At 68.1% G+C, this 23,549-nt stretch carries 21 protein-coding genes; 4 read left to right on the top strand and 17 right to left on the bottom strand.

Going from position 1 to position 23,549, the window contains the following annotated elements; all coding sequences use genetic code 11:
• Position 1 precedes the first annotated feature (1 nt).
• From HZA32_08435 to HZA32_08385, 11 genes are all read right to left on the bottom strand, one after another.
• Positions 2-1,096 carry an alpha/beta hydrolase gene (locus HZA32_08435; GenBank protein ID MBI5424103.1) on the bottom strand — a complete coding sequence of 365 codons (1,095 nt, stop codon included), beginning with the start codon at positions 1,094-1,096 and terminating at the stop codon, positions 2-4.
• A gap of 127 nt (positions 1,097-1,223) precedes the next feature.
• Complete coding sequence (locus HZA32_08430; GenBank protein MBI5424102.1) at positions 1,224-2,021, bottom strand: tetratricopeptide repeat protein; 798 nt, start codon at positions 2,019-2,021, stop codon at positions 1,224-1,226.
• Positions 2,022-2,100: 79 nt separating this feature from the next.
• Positions 2,101-3,582 carry a polyphosphate:AMP phosphotransferase gene (gene pap / locus HZA32_08425; GenBank protein ID MBI5424101.1) on the bottom strand — a complete coding sequence of 494 codons (1,482 nt, stop codon included), beginning with the start codon at positions 3,580-3,582 and terminating at the stop codon, positions 2,101-2,103.
• 8 nt (positions 3,583-3,590) lie between these two features.
• Complete coding sequence (locus HZA32_08420) at positions 3,591-3,947, bottom strand: hypothetical protein (GenBank protein ID MBI5424100.1); 357 nt, start codon at positions 3,945-3,947, stop codon at positions 3,591-3,593.
• Positions 3,948-4,030: 83 nt separating this feature from the next.
• Positions 4,031-5,164, bottom strand: coding sequence for an N-acetyl-alpha-D-glucosaminyl L-malate synthase BshA (gene bshA / locus HZA32_08415; GenBank protein ID MBI5424099.1), 1,134 nt, complete (start codon positions 5,162-5,164; stop codon positions 4,031-4,033).
• A 194-nt stretch (positions 5,165-5,358) separates the two neighbouring features.
• Positions 5,359-6,078 carry a PIG-L family deacetylase gene (locus tag HZA32_08410; protein ID MBI5424098.1) on the bottom strand — a complete coding sequence of 240 codons (720 nt, stop codon included), beginning with the start codon at positions 6,076-6,078 and terminating at the stop codon, positions 5,359-5,361.
• Between the two features lie 100 nt (positions 6,079-6,178).
• On the bottom strand, positions 6,179-6,955 hold the full coding sequence (locus tag HZA32_08405) for a hypothetical protein (GenBank protein MBI5424097.1): 777 nt from the start codon (positions 6,953-6,955) through the stop codon (positions 6,179-6,181).
• A 19-nt stretch (positions 6,956-6,974) separates the two neighbouring features.
• Entirely contained in the window at positions 6,975-8,681 is a 1,707-nt protein-coding gene (locus HZA32_08400) for a sodium:solute symporter (protein MBI5424096.1), read from the bottom strand.
• Positions 8,678-8,833: a hypothetical protein gene (locus HZA32_08395; protein MBI5424095.1), complete on the bottom strand. Its 156-nt coding sequence runs from the start codon at positions 8,831-8,833 to the stop codon at positions 8,678-8,680. Before HZA32_08395 ends, HZA32_08400 begins: the two co-directional genes overlap by 4 nt.
• 143 nt (positions 8,834-8,976) lie before the next feature.
• The gene (locus HZA32_08390) at positions 8,977-11,499 is read right to left on the bottom strand and encodes a PIG-L family deacetylase (protein MBI5424094.1); all 2,523 of its coding nucleotides are present in this window, start codon (positions 11,497-11,499) and stop codon (positions 8,977-8,979) included.
• Positions 11,500-11,646: 147 nt separating this feature from the next.
• Entirely contained in the window at positions 11,647-12,525 is an 879-nt protein-coding gene (locus tag HZA32_08385) for a DUF2911 domain-containing protein (GenBank protein MBI5424093.1), read from the bottom strand.
• Between the two features lie 236 nt (positions 12,526-12,761).
• On the opposite strand from HZA32_08385, the gene HZA32_08380 reads away from it, so the two are divergent.
• Entirely contained in the window at positions 12,762-14,663 is a 1,902-nt protein-coding gene (locus HZA32_08380; GenBank protein ID MBI5424092.1) for an acyl-CoA dehydrogenase family protein, read from the top strand.
• Positions 14,664-14,874: 211 nt separating this feature from the next.
• Here HZA32_08380 and HZA32_08375 read toward each other — a convergent pair whose 3' ends face one another.
• The 3 genes from HZA32_08375 to HZA32_08365 all read right to left on the bottom strand — a co-directional run bounded on the left by HZA32_08375 (position 14,875) and on the right by HZA32_08365 (position 16,551).
• Positions 14,875-15,231, bottom strand: coding sequence for a hypothetical protein (locus HZA32_08375; protein ID MBI5424091.1), 357 nt, complete (start codon positions 15,229-15,231; stop codon positions 14,875-14,877).
• Between the two features lie 106 nt (positions 15,232-15,337).
• Positions 15,338-15,664 carry a hypothetical protein gene (locus tag HZA32_08370; protein MBI5424090.1) on the bottom strand — a complete coding sequence of 109 codons (327 nt, stop codon included), beginning with the start codon at positions 15,662-15,664 and terminating at the stop codon, positions 15,338-15,340.
• A 20-nt stretch (positions 15,665-15,684) separates the two neighbouring features.
• Positions 15,685-16,551, bottom strand: coding sequence for an EamA family transporter (locus tag HZA32_08365; protein MBI5424089.1), 867 nt, complete (start codon positions 16,549-16,551; stop codon positions 15,685-15,687).
• 88 nt (positions 16,552-16,639) lie between these two features.
• Here HZA32_08365 and HZA32_08360 point away from each other — a divergent pair, with 88 nt between their 5' ends.
• Complete coding sequence (locus HZA32_08360) at positions 16,640-17,971, top strand: MATE family efflux transporter (protein ID MBI5424088.1); 1,332 nt, start codon at positions 16,640-16,642, stop codon at positions 17,969-17,971.
• Here the strand turns inward: HZA32_08360 and HZA32_08355 are convergent.
• The gene (locus tag HZA32_08355) at positions 17,958-20,090 is read right to left on the bottom strand and encodes a M48 family metalloprotease (protein ID MBI5424087.1); all 2,133 of its coding nucleotides are present in this window, start codon (positions 20,088-20,090) and stop codon (positions 17,958-17,960) included. The genes HZA32_08360 and HZA32_08355 overlap by 14 nt on opposite strands.
• Positions 20,091-20,251: 161 nt before the next feature.
• Between HZA32_08355 and HZA32_08350 the strand changes: the two genes are divergently transcribed.
• On the top strand, positions 20,252-21,325 hold the full coding sequence (locus tag HZA32_08350; GenBank protein ID MBI5424086.1) for an alkene reductase: 1,074 nt from the start codon (positions 20,252-20,254) through the stop codon (positions 21,323-21,325).
• A gap of 102 nt (positions 21,326-21,427) precedes the next feature.
• Here HZA32_08350 and HZA32_08345 read toward each other — a convergent pair whose 3' ends face one another.
• Complete coding sequence (locus HZA32_08345) at positions 21,428-21,721, bottom strand: DUF167 domain-containing protein (GenBank protein ID MBI5424085.1); 294 nt, start codon at positions 21,719-21,721, stop codon at positions 21,428-21,430.
• A gap of 381 nt (positions 21,722-22,102) precedes the next feature.
• On the opposite strand from HZA32_08345, the gene HZA32_08340 reads away from it, so the two are divergent.
• Positions 22,103-22,486: a hypothetical protein gene (locus HZA32_08340; protein MBI5424084.1), complete on the top strand. Its 384-nt coding sequence runs from the start codon at positions 22,103-22,105 to the stop codon at positions 22,484-22,486.
• A gap of 88 nt (positions 22,487-22,574) precedes the next feature.
• Here HZA32_08340 and HZA32_08335 read toward each other — a convergent pair whose 3' ends face one another.
• Positions 22,575-23,438: a hypothetical protein gene (locus tag HZA32_08335; protein MBI5424083.1), complete on the bottom strand. Its 864-nt coding sequence runs from the start codon at positions 23,436-23,438 to the stop codon at positions 22,575-22,577.
• Positions 23,439-23,549 lie beyond the last annotated feature (111 nt).

The following is a 23,549-nucleotide window of genomic DNA, read 5'->3' as shown; positions in this document are numbered from 1 at the left end:
GTCACGCGGCGTGGGCGGGGCGTTGGCGGATGGTCCGGTAGAGTTGCGCGAGGTGCGGCTCGAAGTTGCGCGAGTGGAAGATGAGCGACGCGTGCTGCACCGGATGGTCGGCGTGATTGGTCACGACGACGCAGCGTCCCTGCGGCAGCCACGCGGTGGTGCGCTGGCTGAGCTCGAGCCACGTCGGCGCGTTTTCCTGGAGCACGGAACTCTCCTTTTCGGCGTAGAGCACGAGGGCGGGGCCGGCGAAGAGGACGCGCGGCGCGGCGGGCGCCGGCAACTGGTTGAGCGCGCGCACGCGCTCGAACGCCCCGGCGGCGTCGATCGCGTTGATCGTGCCGACGACCGCATCGCGCAGGCGCTGCGTCTCGACGCGCGTGAGCAGGAAGCGCAGCGCGGAGCGGTTTTGCGCGCCGGACTCGAACATGCGCAGGAAAACGGTGCGGGATTTTTCCACGATCGCGCCGTCGGGCGCGGCCGTCCCGCGCAGATACGGCAGCAGCACGCGGCCGAGCAGCGTCGTGGGCTTCGGCGCGCCGATATCGATCAAGTCGGCGGTGCAGGCGACGGGGCTGACGAGGGTGAGCCCGGCGAGCGGCGGCGGCTCGCCCCGCTCGGCGGCGCGGCGCAGCAGCTCGAGGACGAGGCCGGCGCCGAAGCTGACGGCGATCAAGGCCGGGCGGACGCCGCGCGTGGCGACGATCTCCGCGATCAGATCCTCGAGTTGCGCGATGAAGAGGTCGGTCGAAAAGGCGCGGCGCGGATAGTTGAGATAGAACACGCTGCCGAATTTCAGCAGCCCGCCGCGCAGGAGATAGAACGCCTCGGTCGCGTCCGGCACGAAGCCGCCGACGACGATGGTGGGCAACGAACCGCTCCGCTCCTCGACGCGGATTTGCGCGCAGGCTTGCGGGCCGACGACGCCCGAGGCGAGCAGGCGCGCTTGCCGCGTGGTGACACGCGGGGTGTGTTCCACGGCGCGGGGCGGACGCAGGCGGTAGCCGGTCGTGCGCACGAGAGCCTGGAAAGGGGCGGTGGTTTGTTGCGACAGACGCGCGAGGGTGGGGAACGTCGGGAAAAAACGGGAGGCGTTCATGGGCCGCGAGCAGCCTACGGACGGCGGCGCCGCGCCGCGCAAAGCCAAAGCGTGCGCGTCACCGCGGTTTCACGCGGCCGTCACCGAATCGCCGCAATTCCGGCAAAAATGCGCCGCACGCGTCCCTTCAGCGCGTCGCGGTGAGGGCGGCCGCCGCGAGCGTGGGACGGTCGAGTTGCGCGAGCAGCGCGCGCGCCTCGTCGTGCGGTTCGTCGTTCTCCGTGGGCGTGAGCTGGAGGCAGCGTTCGAGGGCCGCGCGCCCTTCGTCGCGATGCCGGCCCGAGGCGACGGCGAGGCGGCCGAGCAGGAAATTGGCCGCGTAGTGGGCGGGTTTTTTCGCGAGGAGTTGCTGGAGCGTCGCGCGCGCCGCGTCGAAATTCTGTTGATGAAAGGCGAGCAACGCGCGGGCGTGCGCGCCGGCGACGGGATCGAGGCGATCGATTTCCGCGGCCTGCGCGCAGGCGCGGTTCAGGCCGCCGCCCAGCAGCGCGGGCACGTGGCGGTAGAAATTCATCAGGCTGAAGCGCGCGGGCACGCTGGAGGGATCGAGTTCGACCGCGCGGCGGTAGTGCGCGAGCGCCTGGCGGCCGTGGCTCACGCGCGGACCGAGGCTCTCGGCGACGGAGGCGGACCACGCGTGGGCGTTGCCAAGCCAGAGCGCGATCGCCGCGTCGTTGGGCGCAGCCTGCGCGGCGCGCGCGAGCAGCTCGACTGCGCGCGGGTAGTCGCGGCGGTGGAGGACGAGTTTGCCGAGATGGTAGAGCACCGCGGGGGCGGCGGGCTCGTGCCGCGCGATTTCCTCGAACGAGGCGGTCGCCTCGGCGTAGCGGCCGGCCGCGTAGAGGGCGGTGGCGTGGGCGAGTGCGGCGGGCTCGGCGGCGTGCAGCGCGGCGGCGAGGAGAAAGGGGAGCGCGAGTCGCTTCATCGGCGCAACCAGCCGAAACGGCGGGCCGGCGCCGAGTCGAGCGCGGCGGGGTGACGTTTGCGTGACGGGCGGCGGAGCCTCAGCCGGCGAGCGCGGCCTCGAGCTGCTTCGCGGCGGTGCTGAGCACCTCGATGCGGGCGAAGCGCTTGTCGTCGGCGGGAATAATGTGCCACGGCGCCGTGCGGCGGTCGGTGAGCGCGAGCATGTCGCCGACGGCGATCTCGTAGGCGTCGCGCTGGCGGCGGTTGCGCCAGTCCTCGGCGTTCATCTTGTGGCGCTTGTGCGGCGTGGCCTCGCGTTCGCGGAAACGGCGGAGCTGCTCGGCGTGCGAGATGTGCAGCCAGAATTTGATCACGATCACGCCGTGGTCGGTGAGTTCCTTTTCGAAGGCGTTGATCTCGGCGAAGGCGCGGCGCCACTCGTCCTCGCGGCAGAAGCCCTCGATGCGCTCGACGAGCACGCGGCCATACCACGAGCGGTCGAACACGGCGCAGCGTCCGTCGCGCGGGACGTCGCGCCAGAAGCGCCAGAGGTAGTGCGCGTGTTTTTCCTCGGCGGTAGGTTTGGCGACCGGGATGACGCGGTAGTCGCGCGGATCGGCGGCGCTGGTGAGGCGGCGGATCGCGCCGCCCTTGCCGGCGGCGTCCCAGCCTTCGAACACGAAGACCACGGCGCGGCGGGCCGCGAAGGCGGAGCGCAGGGCGAGACCGAGGCGCGCGAGCCACTTGTCGCGCAGGCCGTCGTAGCCCGACTCGGACATTTCCTGATCGAGCCGGAGCTTTTGCAGGCGACGCAGGCCGGCGGGGCGAACCGGGTGCAGTTTTTTCGGCGCGCTGGCGGGCGGCAGCGCCGCGATGGCGCGCTGGTGGGCGGCGACGCGTTCGAGCAGCAGCTGGCCGACGTCGAGGTCGCGCTGGCGTTCGTCCTCCGCGTCGATCGTCGTCCAGCGGGCGCCGGGCTGGTTGGTTTTGCGGCGGATGAGCGCGGCGGTTTTTTCCAGCCGGCGGTAGATGCGGTGATGGTGCCAGTCCTCGTCCGTCACGCGCCACGCGGTGAGGGGATCGGCGCGCAGGGTGCGGAGGCGGCGGCCTTGGGCGTCCTCGGAGAGATGGAGCCAGACCTTGACGATGAGGGTGCCGCCGTCGACGAGGAGTTTTTCGAAATCGCGGATGCGTTCGGCTTCGGCGGCGACGTGGGCGAGCGCGCGTTTGTTGCGCGCTTCCTCGCGCAGCGTCTCCGTATACCAGGAGCCCGCGTAGAGTCCGATGCGGCCCATCGCGGGGAGGTCGCGCCAGAGGCGCCATTGGTGCGGATGGGCTTCCTCGTTGGCGGTCGGCGGGTGCCACGAGAACGTCTCGACGCCGCGGGGGTCGAGCCATTCGGCGAGGGTTTGGAGCAACGTGCCGCGGCCGGCGCCTTCGGGACCGGCCACGATGAGGAGGACCTTGAACGGAACGTGCTTGATCGTCAGCTGGAGCTGCACGAGCTGCTCGCGCAGCGCGGAGGCGCGAGCCTTGTATTGGCTGCGGTTGAGTTTCTGCTTCCGGCCGGATGACGCCATGTCATCCCTTAGTTGGCGGGCGGCGCGGAAGGAGCAACGCTGGACTCGGGAATCACGGGCGTCTCCGGTGCCGCGGCGGCGGGCGGCGGTGCGACGGGCGGGGCGGGTTTCGCGGCGGCGGCCTTGGTGGGCTTGCGCTTGGCGGGGCGGCGGGTGCGCTGCGTGCGCCACTCGAGGCGGAGGGCCTTCAGGGATTTCTTCGCCGCCTTGGCGGCTTTTTTTGCCTGCTTGTATTGTTTGCGCGCGGCTTTGGCGGCGGCCTTCGCGTCACTGGCGGCTTGCTTGGCGGCGGCGGCTTGTTTTTCCGCGGCGGCGATCTTCGCCGAGAGCTTGGCTTCGGCGGGGCGGGGAGATTGGGCGGGCATGGGAAGCGGGTGGCGTCCCCCAGCGTGGCGTCTGCCCGACGAGTCGCAACGGCGCCAATGTTACATTTGCAGGTGCGCTGGCTCTAGCCGCGCGCGACGCGACGATAGAGTGCTTCGTAGCGCGGGACGATCGCGGCGGCGGAGAATTTTTCGCGGGCGCGGATGCGGCCGGCGGCGCCGAGCGCGGCGCGTTGCGCGGGGCCGCGGAGGAGAGCCTCGATTTTCGCGGCGAGGGCGACGGTGTCGCCGAACGGCGCGAGCGCGCCGGTCTCGCCGTCGCGTGTCACTTCGGGGATGCCGCCCACGGCGAACGCCGCGCTGGGCACGCCGACGGTCATCAGCTCGAGGATGCTGAGGCAGAAACTTTCCATCTCCGAGGTGAACAGGCCGAGGTCGGCGGCTTGCAGGTAGTCCTCGATGGCGTTGACGCGTTCGCGGATCACGACGCGATCGCGCAAGCCCCGGCGGCGCACTTCGTCGGCGAGCCGCGTGCTGTCGGCGCCAGCAAGGATCACGAGCTTGAAGGGCAGGCGCGGGGCGAGCAGCGCGACGGTGTCGAGCATCAGGTCGATGCGCTTGAGCGGGCGGAGATTCGAAAGGTGCAGCAACATCGCCTCGTCGGGTGCGAGGCCGAGTTCGCGGCGAACTTCGTCGCGGCGGTGCGAGCAAGCGTGCGGCTCGAAGAAATTGTGGATGACTTCGATCGGGCGCTGGACGCCGAGGAGCCGCACCGTCTCGGTGCGCATGAACTCGGAGACGGTGGTGATCGCGTCCGAGTTTTCGAGGGCGTGCTTGATCGCCGGACCGTAGCCGGGATCGCGGCCGAGCAGCGTCGTGTCGGTGCCGTGCAGCGTCGTGATGATGCGCAGCCGGTGCTCCTCGTGCAGCATGGCGCGCGCGAGCACGGCGGCGGTGGCGTGCGGCACCGCGTAGTGGACGTGCAGGAGGTCGAGCGCGTGCGAGCGGGCGACCTCGGCCATCTTGACCGAGAGCGGCAGCGTGTAGTCGGGGTATTTGAAGAGGTCGTAGCTGTTGACCGCGACCGGGTGGAAAAATACCCGCGGCCCCGTCGGCATGCGGAACGGCTGCTCGTAGCTGATGAAATGGATTTCGTGGCCGCGCGCCGCGAGTTCCTCGCCGAGCTCGGAGGCGAGGATGCCGCTCCCGCCGACGGACGGGTAGCAGGTGATCGCGAGTTTCAGCGGGCGGTTAGGCATGCAGGTTTTTAACCACGAATGGACACGAATTCACACGAATAGAAAACCCCACGAACCACGAGTGAACACGGGTTCGCGCAGAGACCGCCGCGTCGCGTCCGTTTCCTGTCTCGGCTCATCGGTGGTCCCTCACGCACGCTTGGGTTGGTTTCATTCGTGTCTATTCGTGTCCATTCGTGGTTCCAACTCTGGGATCAGAACCGCCGCGCGCCGCGCGAGATGTCGGTGAGCGAGTGGAACACGAGTGGGTCGTTGGGCCACAGCAGCTGGGCGTGCGCGACGCCGGCGTTGAGGCCGTGGACGCGCGCGCGGGCGAGTTGCAACTCGACGTAGTTGCGCGTTTTCATCTGCGAGGCGTGCGCCTCCATGGCTTTGGTCCACGCGGTCATGATCGGCTTGTCGGAGATATCGATCACGACCGGCGAAACGTCGCGCGGCTCGGCGCTGGGGCCGAGCGCGTAGAAGAAAAGTTGCCCGACCGCGTGCGGCGTCTGGCTCTTCAACTCGGCGACGCCGCCGTAGCGCGCGATGCGCGTGGCGTCGCGCACGAGTTGGCCGAGGCGCCAGTGGTCCGGGTGCTGATTCTGCTCGGGCGTGGGCGCGAGGACGATGCCGGGGCGGACCGTGCGGATGATGGCGGCGAGTTTCAGGGCGTGGGCGTTGCGCACGTCGAGGTGCGAGTCGCCGTCGAGGTCGATGAACTCGGCCTTCGCGCCGAGGAGCTTCGCGGCTTTCTCCGCCTCCTTGGTGCGCTCGGCGGGCGTGCCGTTCGTGCCGGCCTCGCCACGCGAGCAGACGACGAAATGCGCGGGGCGTCCCGCCTGCGTCTCGCGGGCAATGATGCCGCCGGCGCCGAACTCGATGTCATCTGGGTGCGCGCCGAAGGCGAGGAGGGGAGCGGTGGTGAGGTTCATGGGGCAGGAATGTGGACTGTCATCGCGAGGCCCGCAACGCGGGGCGCGGCGATCCATCGAGCTGGATTGCCGCGTCGCCTGCGGCTCCTCGCAATGACAATCATGGGGAGGGAAATTCGGGCCAGGCCTCGTCGGAGCGGTCGATCGGGTCGCGGGGGACGAAGGTGATCTCGGGCGCGTCGGCGACGTTGAGGTAGGCCTGTTCGCCGGCGCCGCAGATGTAGTGCGTGCAGTGAATGACGCTTTGCATCCAGCGGAGGCGGGAGTCGCGCGTGGGGCTGATTTGGGCTTTCGCGAAGGGCTGCGCGGGGAGCGTGACGTAGCTGTTGCCGCCTTCGTGGAGCTTCAGCGCGCCGTCGAGCAGGCGCGCGCGGACGGTTTCGCCTTGGTGCGGCACGTCCACGAAACACTCCGTGATGTCGCACGCCGCCTCGCGCACGGCGCGGTCGCCGGAGCGGACGACGCGCACGCCGTCGAGCAGGCCCTGCGCGCGATACATCTCGAGGCAGAAGTCAGCGACGTTGTCGGCGCGCACGGCGCGGAAGGCTTCGAGCGCGCGCGGCGTTACGTAGGCGCCGAGTTCGCGCGCGGTGTTGGCCGGCCAGTTTTCCGGGATGCGTTTGAGGAAGAGCGGGGAAAACTTGCGCTGGAGCTTGTTTGTGAACGCGAAGTTCACCGTGTGCGGCGCGTCGGTCTTGTGGTGGCGCAGCGTCGTCTGGGTCTCGCGCGGGTCGTGGTCGCTGTCGTGGTAGAAGAACACGATCTCGCCGCCGATCTCCTGCTGGAGGCGGCGCGCGGTGACGAATTTCGCGTGGAGGAAGCGCCGCGGGAAAATGCCGCAGGGTTGCTGGCCGAAGCAGATGACGGGAGCGCTCATCAGGAAATCACAGGGTGGTTCAAGTCTTCCGAGTCGCGGGGAGCACGGTTTGGAAGAAGAGACTGAAGAGCACACAGGCAGCGCAGCCAATAGGGTTTAGCCAGAGATAGCCGATTTCGTGGGCTGGCCAGATTTTGCCCGCGAAATAGAGGCCGAAGATGGCGAGCTGCGCAGCGACCATGCCCCAGAAAGCAGCGGAGCCCTTGACCCACTTGACGAAGAAGGCGACGAGGAAAACGCCGAGCAACGCGGGATAAAAGATGGAAGCGACGATGTTCAGACTCTCGATGAGGTCCTCTTGGAAGCTGACGAAGAGGGCGAAACCGATGGCGACGACGCCCCAGAGGGCGGTGAATCGTTTCGCGTTGCGCACATTGCGTGACTCATCGTGTTCGGCGAGCGGCCGGAAGTAGCGCCAGACGTCGATGGTGGTTGTGGTGCCGAGCGCGTTCAGTTCGCTGGCCTTCGAAGAGAGCGCGGAGGCGAACATGACCGCGAGGAGCAGACCGATGACTCCGTGCGGGAGCTGGGTGAGGATAAAGGTGATGAAGACGAAATCGGAGTCCTTCGTGCGCTTCGCCGCGGGGTCGGCGGCTTGGAGGGTGGCGCGGGCCTCGTTGCGGGCGGCGACGGTGGCGCGCTGCGCAGCGATGAGCTCGGCGCGCGCCGCGGTCTCGGCGCGGGCGTTGCCGGACTCGCGGACGGTGGCCCAAGCGCGGATCTTCGCCTGCTGCTCGGCGTGGAGCGCGGAGTGTTTCTCCTCAAGTGCGCGGAAGCGGGCGCCTTCGGATCCAGCGACCTGGCGCTGCCATTGCGTCTGGTTGAAGACGGCGGGGGTGTCCGGTTGGAATTGGTAGAAGACAAAGAGCAACGCGCCGAGCAGCACGATGAAGAACTGCATCGGGATCTTCAGGACGGCGTTGAACATCAGTCCGAGCCGACCTTCGCGCACGCTCGCACCTGCGAGGTAGCGCTGGACCTGCGATTGGTCGGTGCCGAAATAAGAGAGCGACAGGAAGAATCCGCCGAGCAGGCCGCTCCAGATTGTATAGCGGAGCTTCAGGTCGGGCGTGTAGTTCACGGCGTCGAGCTTGCCCATGGCGCCGGCGATCGGGAGCGCGTCGGCGGGGAGTTTGACGAGGAGCACGATGAAGGCCGTGACCATGCCGCCGAAGATGACTGCCATCTGGAGCTTTTGGGTGAGGTTCACCGCAGCGCTGCCGCCCGTGACGGTATAGATGATCGCGACGAGGCCGGTGAAAACGATGGTGAGGTCGAGCCGCCAGCCGAGCACGGTGGCGAGGATGATGGCGGGCGCGTAGATCGTGATGCCGGCCTGGATGCCGCGTTGGAGGAGGAATAGGCCCGCGCCAAGCAGACGTGTTTTCTGGTCGAAGCGTTTACCGAGGTATTCGTAGGCGGTGTAGACGCCGAGCTTGCGGTAGATCGGCAGGAAGACCGCGCAGACGAGGATGAGGGCGAGCGGGAGGCCGAAATAATTTTGGATGAAGGCGATGCCGTTCTCGTAAGCCTGGCCTGGTAGCGAGAGGTAGGTGATGGTGCTGGCTTGGGTGGCGGCGACCGAGAGACCGATGGTGAACCAGCCGGTGGCACGGCTGCCTTTGAGATAGGTGTCGAGGTGGTCGGTGTGGCGCGTGCGCCAGGTGCCGTAAGCAGCGATGCCGAGGATGGCGCCGAGCAGGACGATCCAGTCGAGGGCGTTCATGCGAAGGCGTGCGAAAAAACCGTGAGCGCGACGACGATCGCGATGAACACGACGAACACAAAAAGATACACGCTACGCCACGTGCGCAGGCCCGGCAGGCCGGTGTCGCGGTCGGCATCGGGCGTGGGAGTTTTTTCAGGTGCGGGGCGCATGGCGAGGGCGAGAGTTCTATTTGACCACGGATTTCACGGATTGGAACGGATCACGCTGCGCGGATCGCGCCGAAGTTGTTCGTCGAATCCGTTTTCATCCGTGTGATCCGTGGTCAAAAAAACAGGCGTTCGCGGCATAGGTGTCACTCGCTCTTCAGTGAAACCAGGTTGGCGAACAGGCGCCACGCGCCGGGGACGCCGGCGGGGAGTTGACGGAAGAACGCGAGGCCGGTGTAGACGTAGTGGCCCTTGCCGTGGCGCGCGACGAGCAGGCTGCTCTTCAACGGCGGTTCGCCCGGGTCGCTCATCGCGAGCAGCGGCGTGAAGTGCGTCTCGTCCCACTTCGAGGGGAAATACGCGCCGCGCTCCTGCACCCAGCCGTCCCAATCGGCGGCGGTGATCAGGTTCGGACGCGTGAGTGCGGGATGCTCGGCGAGTGCGGTGATGGGGGCGCGTTCGTCGGTCACGCGGAGCGCGGGGGCCGGGCCTTCGATGGAGAGCGCGTAGGGCGCGAGCGTGGGCGCGGCGAGACCGTTGGGGCGGTTGTATTGCGCGATGACGGTGCCGCCTTGCTCGACCCAAGCGAAGAGTCCGGCGAGGTGGTCCTTCAGGTCGGCGCGCTCGTTGAACGCGCGGACGCCGATCACGACGGCGTCGAGGCCGGCGAGTTTTTCCGGGGTGAGATCGGAGCCGGTGAGGCGGCGCACGGTGCAGCCCATCTGCTCGAGGCACTCGGCGACATAATCGCCCGCGCCGGGCAGGTAACCGATGTTCTTGCCGCGGAGCGCGAGGTCGAAGCTCGCCACGCGCACGCTGGCGGGAGGCTGCAGGAGGAGAGGCGGCAAGTGCTCGTAGCGGAGTTCCTCGCGCTTGCTCGAGTAGACGTGGCCGTCGATCTCGGTTTCGGCGGTGATGCGACCAGCGCCGCCGGTCGCGGGCGCGGTGAGGGTGAAGGTGAATGCGGCTTTCGCTCCCGGTTGGTCAAAAGCGAAGGCTTGCTCGGCCGGCGCGACGCGCCAGCCCGCGGGCGCGCGGAGGCGTAGCGTGCCGCGGCCGGAGCGGGCGGCGGTAACGGTGATGCTGACCGGCTTCGCAATGCTTGGCCCGACGAAGAAAATTTCGGATCCAAATGCGAGCGAAACAGGTGCGACGATGTCGAGGCGACGGCGATGCTCACCTTTTTCGTCGCGGGTGACGAAGACGGGTTCATCCGAAAAATAGAACTCTTCACCACCGATCTCGAAAACATAGGCGATTGAGATGGCGGGAGGATTCTCCGGCAGGCCAATCAGCAACGGGTCTGTAACTGAGGCGATACCGGCTTTACCCGATTCCCGTAGCCAGTAGGGCTGAGACATCGACGCCGTTTCGAGAAGCGTTACCGAAAGTTGGTCGTTGAACGGAACTCCGGCCTGAAGATGGGGCATCGAATCAACTGCGCGGAGAAAGTGACGTCCTCCAGTGCCCCGCCATCCTCGGTAGCTCACTGAGATACTATCGGAGGCAACTTGAAACTGTGCTGTCAGCTCGAGGTTCTCTCCCGGAGTGAACTCCGGGCGGGAGGCTGTGGTTCTTACGCGCAGCCCGACGCACGAAAAAACGAGTCGGTTAAGCTGTGAGAGCTTGTCCTCGACGACTGGATTCCATGGGAGCTGCTCTATTTGTCGCTTAAGTTTCACGAGCGCCGGCAGCGATGTCGCGGGCGCGTCGGTTTTGAAGTCGGCGATGATCTTTTCCAGTGCGGCGTCGATGGCTGCGCCGCCGGGGTAGCGTTTCCAGGTCGTGTCGACGCCGTCCATCAGGTCGCTCGTGGCGGGTTCGCCGGCGAGGAGGAGAAAGCTCTGGCCGTTCGGGCCGGTGCGCGGGCGGAGCGCGAAGCCGCCGAGGCCCTGCGTCTTGTGCTGCGAGCGGGAGAGCGCGGCGATTTGACCGAACTCCCGGCCGCTGGCGGCGTCGGTGCCGGCGATGTCCTCGCTGAACGGCGTGCCGGGGAGCGGGAGCGGTGCGCTGGCGTTGCCACCGAAGCGGAAGACGTTCCAGAGCACGCGGCGCGGCTGCCACGGCGCGAGGCCTTGCGCGAGTTGCTCAGGGTAGGCGGACGGATCGCCGGCGAGCTTGAAGGCTTCGACGGCGAGCATCGCGGAGGCGGTGTGGTGACCGTGGCCGCCGCTGCCGGGCGGCACGGGAAAGCGCGTGACGATGACGTCGGGGCGGAATTGGCGGATGACGCGCACGACGTCGCCGAGGACCTCCTGCTTGTCCCAGAAGGCGAGAGTTTCCTCGGGCGTCTTCGAGTAGCCGAAGTCGATGGCGCGGGTGAAAAACTGGCGGCCGGTGTCGATGCGGCGGGCGGCGAGGAGTTCGTGGGTGCGGAGGACGCCGAGTTTCTCGTCGAAGTCGCGGCCGAGTTCGTTTTGTCCGCCGTCGCCGCGCGTGAGGGAGAGATACGCGGTGCGGAAACCGCGGCCGCGCGCGAGGTAGGTGATGAGTTCGGTGTTCTCGTCGTCGGGGTGCGCGCCGACGTGCAGCACGGTGCCGACGGTGCGCAGCGCGCGGAGTTCCTGCGCGATGGCGGCGGGGGCGAGCGGCTCGGGCGCGGGGTCGGCGAGAGCGGTGACGGGCAGGACGAGGCTGGCGAGGGCGAGCGGGAGGCGACGGGAGAGCATTACGGCAGCGGGAGCAGGAACGGGCGGCGAAAGGAGGATGGTAGGGGCGCTTGCCCTCAAGCGCCCTCGCGCGCAGGGCCGTTGAGGGCAACGGCCCCTACCGAAAACGCCGCGTTCGTGGGCGAACGCGGCGCGCGGGTGAGCGCGTTACTTGACGCGTTCGAGCAGCGCCTTGTTCAGGCGGAGGTATTCCTCGCGGAGTTCACCCGGCTTTTCCTTCTCGGTGATGGCGAGGGACTCCTCGGCGGCGGCCTTGGCGGCGGCTTTGTCGCCCATTTTTTCGAGAATGAGGCCCTTGCGATAGATCATCCACATCTGGCCGGGGCGGGCGGCGGTGGCGGCGTTCATCCACTCGAGCGCTTGCGGCAGGTTGTGGTTGTTCTCGTAGAAGAACATGGCGGAGGTGAACAGCAGCATCGCGTTCGGCTTCTCCTGCGCCTTGATGGCGGCTTCGATCTTCGGCGCGAGCATGCCGACGGTGTCGATCGTGATCGGGATGGAAACGTTGGTGTTTTCCCAAGTGAGGTTCAGGTCGGCGGAGGTGTCGCGGAGATCGTTGAGCCAGATGGAGAATGTCTCGACGGCCCACGTGGTCTTGGTGGCCTTGGCGGTGACGCGCGCGACGTCGTTCTTCGCGTCGTAGGCGTAGGAGCCCCATTGGGACATGTTCTTGTGGACGATGACGGTCCACTCGTGTTCGCCGGGAATGGTGAAGAGCTCGTAGGTGCCGGCGGGGACGTCGGCGCCGCCGAACTTCACCGGCGTGCTGAAGGTGATCTTCGTCGCGGTGTTCGCGCCGGTGCGCCAGATCTCGCCGAAGGGGACGAGGCCGCCGAAGATTTTCCGGCCCTTCATGCTCGGACGGTTGTAGCTGATCTCGATGTCGGTGACGCCGACCTGCTGCTTGAGCGTGGCGGGCGGGCTGGCCTGCGGGAGGGTGAGCTTGGGCGCCGCGGGCGTCTGGGCGTGGAGACAGCCGGCGAGCGCGAGACCGACGGCGAGGAGCGGGAGGATTTTGGATTTCATGGGGTGAAAAAATCTACGGACGGGCACGCTAAGCAACGTTGGGAAAAGAACAAGCGCCCGGCACGGGGAAGAGCCGCGAGGCGGCTCCGGTATTCCCGCGATTAAGAATGCTCACACCACCCCTCGGCCAAGTGTTACCCGGTCAAGCGGGCACCCGGCCGGTTGACTGGCGGTTTTTCCGGGTCGTAGTTGGACCCAAACGAACCCCCCACGCCGCCCTCGCGCGGCGCCGTCCGATGTCCACTCCCACGCAGGAAGCTGTCCCCAAATCCGAAGATCCGCGCTCCGTCATCGACATGTCGAAGATGAACGAGGGCCAGCGCGCCGCGCTCCAAGTCACCGAGGCCGCGCGCGAAACCCACGACGACCTGAGCTTCGTCGCGCACCTGTTCATGGGCCGCTGGCGGCCGGCGAAAATTTTCCCGGTCACCGAGGTCGACGCCGACGAGAAGGCGCGCGCGGACCAGTTCCTCGCCGAGCTCGCGGCGTTCCTCCGCGCGCACGTCGACCCCGACGCCATCGACCGCACCGGCGAAATCCCCGACGACGTCCTCGCCGGCCTCGCGCGCCTCGGCGCCTACGGCATCAAGGTCCCGCAGCGCTACGGCGGCCTCGGCTTCTCGCAGACGACCTACTGCCGCGCCTGCCAGCTCATCGCGAGCCACTGCGTGAACACCTTCGCGCACCTCTCGATCCACCAGAGCGTCGGCGTGGCGCAGCCCGTCGTGCTGTTCGGCACCGAGGAACAAAAACAGAAATTCCTCCCGCGTGTCGCGCGCGGCGAGATTTCGGCCTTCGCGTTGACTGAGGGCGGCGTCGGGTCCGATCCGGCGCGCATGACCACCAAGGCCACGCCCACCGACGACGGCGAGGCGTTCCTGCTCAACGGCGAAAAACTCTGGTGCTCGAACGGCACGCGCGCCGGCCTGCTCATCGTCGCCGCGCAGACGCCGCCGAAGCTCGTCGACGGCAAGCCGCGCACGCAGATCACGACCTTCGTCGTCGAGGCCAACGCGCCCGGCGTCGAGGTCGTGCACCGCAGCCAGTTCATGGGGCACCGCGCGATCTACAACGGCGTGTTGCGCTTCACCAACGTCCGCGTGCCGCGCGCCAACATCGTCGGCGGCGAGGGCCGCGGCCTGAAGGTCGCGCTCACCACGCTCAACGCCGGCCGGCTCTCCATTCCCGCGGCCAGCATCGGCACCGCCAAGCGTTGCCTCCAGATCGCGCGCGAGTGGGGCCGCACGCGCATTCAGTGGGGCGTGCCGATCGGGCAGCACGCGGCCGTCGCGGAAAAAATCCGCCGCATCGCCGCGCACGCGTTCGCGATGGAGGCGATGCTCGTGACGACCTCGCGCATCGTCGACCGCGACAAGAAGGCCGACATCCGCCTCGAGGCCGCGATGTGCAAGATGTGGGGCACGGAAAAAGCCTGGGCCTGCGTCGACGACCTCATGCAGGTGCGTGGCGGCCGCGGCTACGAGACGGTCGAGTCGCTCCTCGCGCGTGGCGAAATGCCGTATCCCGTCGAGCGCATGATGCGCGACACGCGCGTCACGACGATCTTCGAGGGCTCCTCGGAAATTCTCCGCCTCTTCATCATGCGCGAAGCGCTCGATCCGCACCTGAAGATCGCCGGCGTCGCGCTCAACTCCGAGCGTCCGTGGAGCGAGCGGCTCGCGAGCGCGGCGAAGGCCGCGGGATTCTACGCGTGGTGGTATCCGCGCCAGTGGCTGCCGTTCGACGGCGGCGCGCCGGACGGCATGCATCCGCGGCTCGCGGCGCATTTCGGCGAAATGGCCGGAATCTCGCGGCGGCTGGCGCGCACGCTCTTCCACCAGATGGTGAAGTTCGGCGCGAAGCTCGAGAAGCGGCAGGTGTTGCTCGGGCGGCTGGCCGACGTCGGCGCGGACGCGTTCGCCATCGCGGCGACGTGCACCTACGCGCAAAAACTCCTCGGCGACGGCGAGCCCGCGGAAAAAATCCTGCCGCTGGTCGACGACTTCGTCGCGCAGGCGCGCGTGCGCATCCGCCAGAATTTCGACGGCATCGCGCACAACGCCGACCAGCACGGCTACGAGCTGACGCAACAGATCCTCGCCGGCGAACACCTCTGGGCCGAGCGCGGCATCCTCTGAGGCGCGGCGGGCAGCGCGGCGGATCGCGGGCGGAGTTTTCACCTGATGACGATATCCCGAAGAAGTGACGAGGGCGGCAGAACAGGTAGGGCGCGACCGCCGGGCGCGCCGCGAGCGCGTTTCGGCGGGCCCAGCGGTCCCGCCCTACCGCACGCTTCGTCACTGTTTCAGGAAATTCTCAATACTAGGTAACAACTTCGGCCGTCGGCGCTCACTCCAGATCCTCGATGAAGTCCGAGTAGCGCGACGCGTGGTCGTGATACGCGCGGTTCCAGAACTGGCAGGCCGCGCCGTAGGTTTCGCGTCCGTGCGTGGCGCGGACGAAGTAGGCGAGCCGGTTGAGAAACATCCGCTCCTCGCGCGCGTTCGCGGGAGAGTTCTCGAGCACCCGGTTGTCCCACGCCTCCTTCAAGGCTGCGAGCGACTCGCGCCGGTCGTCCGCGGTTCGCGTGCGCACGTTCGGCAGCTCGATGGCGCGCTCCGCGGGGCGGAACGCGACGGAACTGACGACCACCGCGAGCACCAGGACGCCGCTCACGAAAACCTTGGACTTCAACGTCGCATACACGTCCGGACTTTCCGGAACCCGTGCGGGAATTTCCAGCGGGGCCCGCGGCCAAGCCCGAAATTTACGGGCTGCTTACAACGCAGCGCCGCACCCTGAGGGCGCGACCTCAGGGCTTCTTGGGCTCTTCCTGCTTCGGTGGGTCGAAGGTCACGCTGCGCGTCGCTTCCTCGATGTCCTTCAGGCCCTGCTGCAACGCGGCTTGGTCGGCCGCCGTGTCCTTCACGATCGGTTTGCCGCTGGAGAAATCGATGGTCTTCGCGTCGTGCTTTGCGAGGTCGACCGGCGGGTTCGGCGCGGCGACCGGTCCGACGAATTTCTCCGCGGCGGGCTTGCTCTTCAACTCGGCGCGGCGCGCGCGGACGAACCACAGCACGAACGCCATCACGCCCACGAGCAGGACGAGCAACACGACGATTTCCTTGGAGCGGCGCACGGCGGAAAGTTACGCGCGGCTCACCCGAGCGCCAGAGCAATCACGCCCGCGACCATGCCGCCCGCGGCGATGAGGCGCCGCCGGGCGTCGCCCTCCTTCAGCACGTGCGCGCCGAGGAAGGCGCCGATGACGATGCTGATCTCGCGCGCCGGCGCGACGTAGCTGACGGGCGTGAACGTCATCGCGAACAGCACGAGCACGTAGGCGGCGGGCGCGAGGAACGCGACCGTCAGCGCTTCGCGGCGATGTTCGCGCCAACCCGCCGCGACCTCGGGCAGCCGGCGCAGTGCGAACGGCGCGAGCACCACACACATGACGAGTTGCGTGCCGCCGTCGTAGAGCGGCGGCGCGAGGTGCAGATGCGCGACGGCGCGCTGGTCCCAGATCGTGTAGCTCGCGATGCAGCAGCCGCAGACGAAGCCGTAGAGCAGGCCCTGCCGCAGGTGCGCGCGGTCGGAGTGCAGCAGTTTGGCGCCGCCGGTGAGGTAGAACACGCTCGCGACGATCAGCGCACCGCCGCCGAGCGCGAGGGCGCTGGGGCGTTCGCCGAAAAACACGATGGCGGCGCACGTCGAGAACAGCGGCCCGGTGCCGCGCGCGAGCGGATACACGAGCGAGAAATCGCCGTGCCGGTAGGCGTGTTGCAGCATCAGCGCGTAGATCGTCTTGATGAGTCCGCTGCCGAGGATGACGAGCCACGCGCCGGCGGGCAGCGTGAGCGGACGCCATTGCGCGTAGGCGAAGATGGCGGGCGCGTAGAACGCGAACGACAGCAGGCCGGCTCCCCACACGAACGGCAGCCCGCCACCCGAGCGCTTCGCCGCCAGGTTCCACGTCGCGTGCGCGGTGGCGGCGGCGAGGATGAGGGCGAGAGCGAGCGCGGACACGGGGCGAGATTCAGACACGGCACAGCGCGCCGACGATAACAAAACGCCTTGCGGCGCGGCGGGCGCGGCCAACTCTCCGCGGTTCTCCATGACAACGCCGGCCGACATCTTTCGCGAACTGCGTGCGACGCTCGCGTTGGCGTTCCCGATCGTCGTGGGGCAGGTGAGCCAGATGCTGATCGGCGTCACGGACAATGCGTTCATCGGACGCCTCGGTCCGGTGGAGCTGGCGGCGGCGGCGTTCACGCACGGCGCGTTCAGCATTTTCTACGTGGTGGGCATTGGCCTGTTGCTCGGTGCGGGCGTGTTCGCGGCGCGCGATCACGGCGCGGGCCACGAGGCGGGCTGCGCGGCGTGGCTGCGGCACGGGCGCGCGCTGGCGTTCGCGGTCGGGAGCGGGGCGTTTGTGCTGATGTTGGTCTTGTCGACACAGCTGCACCGTTTCGGCCAGCCGCCCGAGGTGATCGCGATCGTGCGGCCGTATTTTTTGCTTATCGGGGCGTCGTTCCTGCCCGCGCTGGTTTTTCAGGTGCAGCGGCAATTCTGCGAGTCGCTCAATCAGCCGTGGGTGCCGATGGGGCTCATGCTCGCCGACGTCGGGTTGAACGCGCTGTTGAATTGGATGCTGGTGTTCGGGCATCTCGGCGCGCCCGCGCTCGGCTTGGTCGGCTCGGGAGTGGCGACCTTGCTCGCACGCGTCGTCGCGGCGATTGCGATCTACGCGTGGATGGAACGCGCGGCGGTTTTCGCGAGTGTGCGCGCGGCGGCGGGCGGCGGTTGGGAGCGCGGGCGTTTCGGGGAGTTGCTGAAGCTCGGCGTGCCGGCGGGCGGGATGCTGCTGTTCGAGGGCAGCGCGTTTGCGATGGCGGCGTTGATGATGGGCTGGCTCGGCACGGTGCCGCTCGCGGCGCATCAAGTCGCGCTCGGGTGCGCGGCGCTGACGTTCATGTTTCCGCTCGGTCTCTCGACGGCGACGAGCCTGCGCATCAGCCAGGCGCGCGGCGAGGGACGGCAGGGCGCGGTGCGGGCGATCGGCTTCGGGTCGCTGGCCACGGGCGCGGTCGTGATGGGCACATTTGCCCTGATCTTCGCGCTGGCCGGACCGTGGATCGCCGCGGCGTTCACGACCGCGACGGACGTGGCGGAGCTCGCGGCCCGGTTGCTCATCGTGGCGGCGATCTTCCAGCTGTTCGACGGCGCGCAGGTCATCGGCGCCGGTGCGCTGCGCGGTCTCACGGATGTGCGCGTGCCCACGGCGCTGACGTTCGTCGCGTATTGGGTGGTCGCGCTGCCGCTCGGCTACGGACTGGCGTTCCACACGACGCTGGGGCCGATCGGCGTGTGGATGGGGCTGGCGTTCGGGCTGGCCTGCGCGGCGGTGGCGCTCGGCGGGCGCTTCCACCGGCTCACGACGCGTTGACTTCGGGTTCGAGCGCCTCGGCGAGCGCGGCGCACTCGCTCAGCAGTTGGAAATAGTAGCGAATCGCGGCGCCGAGCTGGGCGGTGAGGACGGTGAGGTTGTCGGTCTCGGTCGTGGCATTGCGCAGGCGGTCGGCGACGGTGCGCGGCGTGTCCTTTTCCGCCAGCGGATCGTCGATGTTCGCGGCGAGCGCCAGTGCGTCGGCGAGCGCTTTGCGGGCTTCGGTGCAGACGCCGTCGTAGGCGATGACGAAGCGAGTGTCCTTCGCGAGCGCGGCTTGGTTCACGGCGAAAAGCCGGACGATCGACTGGAGCTGGAGGAGCTGCGGGAGCTTGGTGTAGAGCGGCGAGAGGCTGGCGAACGTTTCGAGCAGGACGCGGAGGCGCTCCGCCTCGGGCCGCGGGGCGTGCTCGTGCGCGAGGCGGCCGAAGGTGCACAGGCGCTGGCGCACGCGGTTGGCGGCCTCGGTCAGGAGTCCGTCGTGCTCGAGGCGGATGCGGAGGGTTTCGGCCTGCGCTTCGTCGAGCGCGATTTGCGTCGAAGCCCTCAGGCGGAAGGTGGCGGGTTTCACGCCGATGCCGCAATCGATGAAGCGGCGCGCGCCGGCGAGTTCGTGGAGACGCTCGTAGGCTTGGGCGTCGGCCTCGAGCGCGCGGCGCAGACGCTCGGCTTCGTCGGCGAACCATTTCGCGTGTTCCGCGCGGGTCGGGTGGGGGCCGGCGGCGCCGGGGGCGATCTCGGCGAGCGTGAGCAGGACGGGACGATCGAGCGCGATCGCGCTGCCGGTGAGGCGATGCAGAGCGGCGGCGCGCGCATCGTCGCCCGCGATGCGTTGCGCGATCTCGTCGTCCGAGAGCGGCGTGGCCTTGTCCAGTTGATCGCCGACGGAGTGGCGGTAGAGCGCGGCGGTCACTTCGCGGCTGCTCGCGGCGAAATCGCGGAACAGCTCCGTTGCCGCGCCGTCGTGCTCGAGGACGCCGGCGGTGCCGAGCGTGCGGGCACGGGCGATGCGGTCGCGCATGCACGGGTGCGTGTCGTGCCAGCGGGTTTTTTCCTCGGTTTGGGCTTTCGCGAAGGCGGCTTCGAGTTCCGTCGGCAGGCCGGAGCGGCGCAGGCTGACGACTCGCGCGAAATCGGTGACGGCTCGTTTGTCGCGCCACCAGACGTTGATGTCCTCGTTGGCGCGTTGCTCCGCGATGGCGAGCAGCGAGATGGCGTTGGCGGTGGTCGCGAACGATTCGGCGCCTTGGAGGTGCGCGGCGTAGTAGTCGGCGTCGAACTCCATCTGGCGCGAGAGCCAGCAGCTCAGCGCGTGCGCGACGTAGAGCAGGCCGTGGAGGATCTTTCGGCTGCCCCAGACGCCGCCGCGCGCGCACCACAACGGCGCGGCGACGCGCCAGTCGTTGTTCTCGGAGTTTTCGATCAGCCAAGCGTCCCAGCGGTCGCGGCCGAACACGACGTGCGCAAACCAGTCGTTGATCGTGCGGATCAGGAATTGGGAAAACATGCCCGTGCGCTGGGCGAAATGCCCGAACTCGTGCGCGATGACGCCGCCCAGCTGACGCACGGTGAGTCCGCGAATCAGTGGCGTGCCGAGCGTGAGCGCGAGGTCGCGCCGTCCGAGGCTGAGCCAGCCGCGACGGAACGATGCGGAGGCGTTGACGGTGGCGTTGAGGTGGACCGACGCCGGCATCGCCACGCCGGTGCGCCGGCAAATTTGCGCGAGGAACTCGCGGAGCACAGGCTCCTGCGCGAGGTCGACCGCGACCGGTTCGCTCGACTTCTCGCGCGGTGCGAAGAACGGCTTGAAGAGAAAAACGACCGTGATGCCGCCGGTGATCGCGGGCGTGAGGTAGAGCAGGAGGCTCCAGATGCTGGTGCTGTGTTTGAAGACTTCCAGGCCCGCGCCGAGCCACCACCACACGCCCCACGCCGCGCCGGCGGCGACGGCCAGATAGACGAGCGGCAGCAACACCATCGCGGCGGCGGTGGCGACGAGCGCGACGCGATACGCGAGGGAGAGCCGGGCGGGCGGAAACTCGCCGGTGAAATGTTGACCGATCGATGTGGCGGGCGGCAGCGCCTCGCCCGTCGGAGAAAAGACGGTGACAGGAGACATGCATGCGCTGGCCCAAGCGCGCGGACAGCCAAGACGAGCGCGGCGCGAGGTTCAAGCGCGAGGTCCGGCGCGGTGAACGCTTCAGCTGCGTTTGGCCGCGAAATTGTCATAACCGCGCGCCGCGATTTGTTTTTTCGGCGAAGTTGGGCATTTAGTTCGCCATGCAACTATTTTCCCCGCTCCGCCTCGGTGACGTCACCGTCCCGAACCGCATCTTCATGGCGCCGCTCACGCGCGTGCGCGCCGACGAGAACCACGTCGCATCCGACCTCATCGTCGAACACTACCGCCAGCGCGCCGCCGGCGGCCTGCTCATCGCGGAGGCCACGATGGTCGATCCCAACGCGCGCGCCTTCGGCCTCGAGCCGGGCATCTACAGCGACGCGCATGCGGCGGGTTGGAAGAAAGTGACCGACGCGGTGCATGCGGCCGGCGGGCGCATGGCGTTGCAGCTCTGGCATCCGGGCCGCGCGACGCACCAGGATTTGAACCACGGGCAGCAGCCCGTCTCGTCGTCGAACAAGCCGATCCGCGACGACGTGATCCACACGCCCAGCGGCAAGCAGGCGTATCCCGCGCCGCGCGCGCTGCGCACGGACGAGATCGCGCACTACGTCGAGCTGTTCCGCCAGGGCGCGGTGCGCGCGCAGGCGGCGGGGTTCGACTTCGTGGAAATCCACGGCGCGCACGGCTACCTGATCGACCAATTCCTGCGCGATGGCGTGAACGACCGCACCGATCGCTACGGCGGCTCGCTAGAGAATCGCGCGCGTTTCCTCTTCGAAATCGTCGACGCCGCGATCGGCGTGCTCGGCGCGGCGCGCGTCGGCGTGCGCATTTCGCCGCTCGTGGGTTTCAACGACATGGCGGACAGCAATGCGCCGGCGCTCGTCGAATACGTCGCACGCGGCCTGCAGCAGCGCGGCGTGGCGTTCCTGCACTTGCGCGCGGCGAAACACGACGCGCCCGCCGAGGTCGAGCTCGCGCGCATCGCGCGGAAGCACTACTCCGGCGTGCTCATTCGCAACGGCGGTTACACGCGCGATGCGGCGGAGGCGGACGTGAAGGCCGGTCTCGCGGACGCGGTGGCGTTCGGCATGCCGTTCATCGCGAACCCGGATCTGCCCGCGCGTTTCGCCGCGAGCGCGCCGCTCAACTCCGTCGACATGGCGACGCTCTACGCTCCGGGTTCGAAGGGCTACAACGACTATCCCGCGCTGGCGCTCGCGCGCTGAAATCGCGCCGCTACGGAGTGTCGACCCGCGCCCGGAGGTCGCGGGCTACCTTGCGTGGATGCTGGCGCCTCAAAGTCGACGCGTTCGGCGGGGCGCGCCGGTTCAAACGTGGAGCCGGCGCTTCGTTTCGGCGAGGTCGAGGCCGTCGATGCGCACGACCTTCTGGCGCGACTTGTCGCCGCGCAGGAGCGTCACGGCGCGTCGCGGCACTTGCAGCGTGTCGGCGAGGAATTCGCAGAGTTCCTCGTTGGCGCGGCCTTCGAGGGCGGGCGCGTGGACTTTCACCTTGAGCGCGTCGCCGAGCCAGCCGACGACGGCGCTGCGTGGCGCGTTGGGCACGGCTTTGATTTCGAGCGTGCAGCTCGGTGGCGAAGGGCGGGGCGCGGGAGCGGCCATCGCGTTCGAGTCGTGGAGCGCGTCAGCGCTGGCCGCAAGCTCCGCTTCGCGCCGCGAGGCGGCGGGTGCGCAACGAGACTAAGTCCGCGCGCAGTGGGGGTTTCCCCGAATTGAGGCGAAAAAATGTCATAGTGAACGCGCGAAATTTCGCAGTGACGTGAGACCCTTTCGTCACCTGGGGTTGGCACGGCGGCTGCATTTAGGCGGGCAGTTCTTTGGCAGTCAGTCGAGGAGTCAGAGTCATGGTGTTATCACTACCCCGCGTCCCCAAAACGCGGCTTTCGCGCACGAGCGGCCGGAGCGGCTGGCGTGGCGCAAACACCCGGCGCCGCCGGGTGCAGTTGAACAGAGAAAAAACAAAACAACGAAAGACACCCTACCATGAAAAACGTGATCAAACTGATCCTCGTTAGCAGCCTGCTCGCCGGTTTCGCTTGGGCGAAGTCGAACGAACAGGCTTACGTCGAGTCCTACGTGGGACGCGCCGATGTGCCCGTGCCGATCTCGGTTGTGAAACCGGTGATCGACCCGAGCTTCGAAGGCGCTGCCGTGCGTTTGAGCTTCATCATCGAAGCGGACGGCACGCCGAAGGAGATTTATGCTCCTGCGGATGCCGATCGCGATTTGGTGAAGCAGCTCGCGAGCGCCGTGGCGCAGTGGAAGTTCAAGCCGCTGACGCGTGACGGTGCCGTGGTGCGCACTCGCGTGATCCTGCCGATCCGCGTCGAAAGCGCGGACGCTGCGTCTTCGGTTGCGCAGCGCTGATACCCTTCCCCCAGGCCGCCTCCCTCACCGGAGGCGGCCTGTTTGTTTTTGGGGCCCGGAAGATCGGCCGCGCGGCGCGGCGGCGGAATTATTTCTTCGGCTCCGGTGCGGGCGCAGGGACGTTTTCCTCGACGACGCGCAGCTCGCCGGGCGTGACCTTGGCGTCGCGGTCGAGGAAGCGCGCCTTGCCCGGCAGCGTCTCGCCGAAATATGGCGCGGCCTTCGCGATCATCTGCGCGGCGATGGCGGAAAATTTCGCGTGCCCGCGCTGAGGCACGGCGATGAACGTGGTCCACGCGCGCGGTGCGCTGTTGCCCTTCGCCTTCAGGGTCGCGACTTCGAACGCATCGACCACGACGAGGAAGTAGTCGTCGGTCGGCATGCCGCCGATGAGGCGGTCGGCCATGCCCTCGGCATCGCCGTTGGGATACATTTCGGTCAGCGTCTGCTCGGTCTGGCGCAACGCGCCCTCGTCGCCTCCGGCGCGATCATCCCACGCGGTCGCGGCGGCGAGCGAGCTGCCGCGTTTGCGCGGGACGAGGCCGTGTTTCCACTCGAGATTTCCTTCGCGCACGAACGGATCGCGCCAGCGGCGGCCGCCGAAGCTGAGGCGGAGCACGAGATCGACCTTTGTCAGGTCGAAGGTGTTGCGGAGGTTCTTGGTCGCGAGCGCGGGGACGAGGAGCTTGCAGACTTCCTCGTAGCTGAGGTCGGCCTCGAACACCTCACCGCGGAGAAACTGGTAGTGTTGCAGCGGGCGCTCGCCTGCGGGCGGCGGCGGCGCCTCGGTGAGGTCGGCGGGCCGGCGGAACATTTTTTCCAGCACGTCGGGCGGGGTGTGCGCGTAGTTGGCGGCGGAAACGGTGATCTCGTTCGGCGGCTGGGCCGCGAACAGCGCGGGCGCGGCCAGCGCGAACACGACGAGGGCGGGGAGCAGGCGGCGAGGAGGCATCGTGGATGAATCCGAGAACACGGGCGGCGGCGGCACAGTTACCGGATTTTTCCGCGGGGGCAGCCGAAAAACCGCGCCGCGCGGCGGGAAACGGTTTGCGCGGCGCGCGAC

This window comes from Opitutia bacterium (genome assembly GCA_016217545.1).
Lineage (GTDB): Bacteria > Verrucomicrobiota > Verrucomicrobiia > Opitutales > Opitutaceae > Didemnitutus.
Note: the sequence above shows the minus strand (reverse complement) of the source record. Positions and strands in the feature narration are given on the sequence as shown.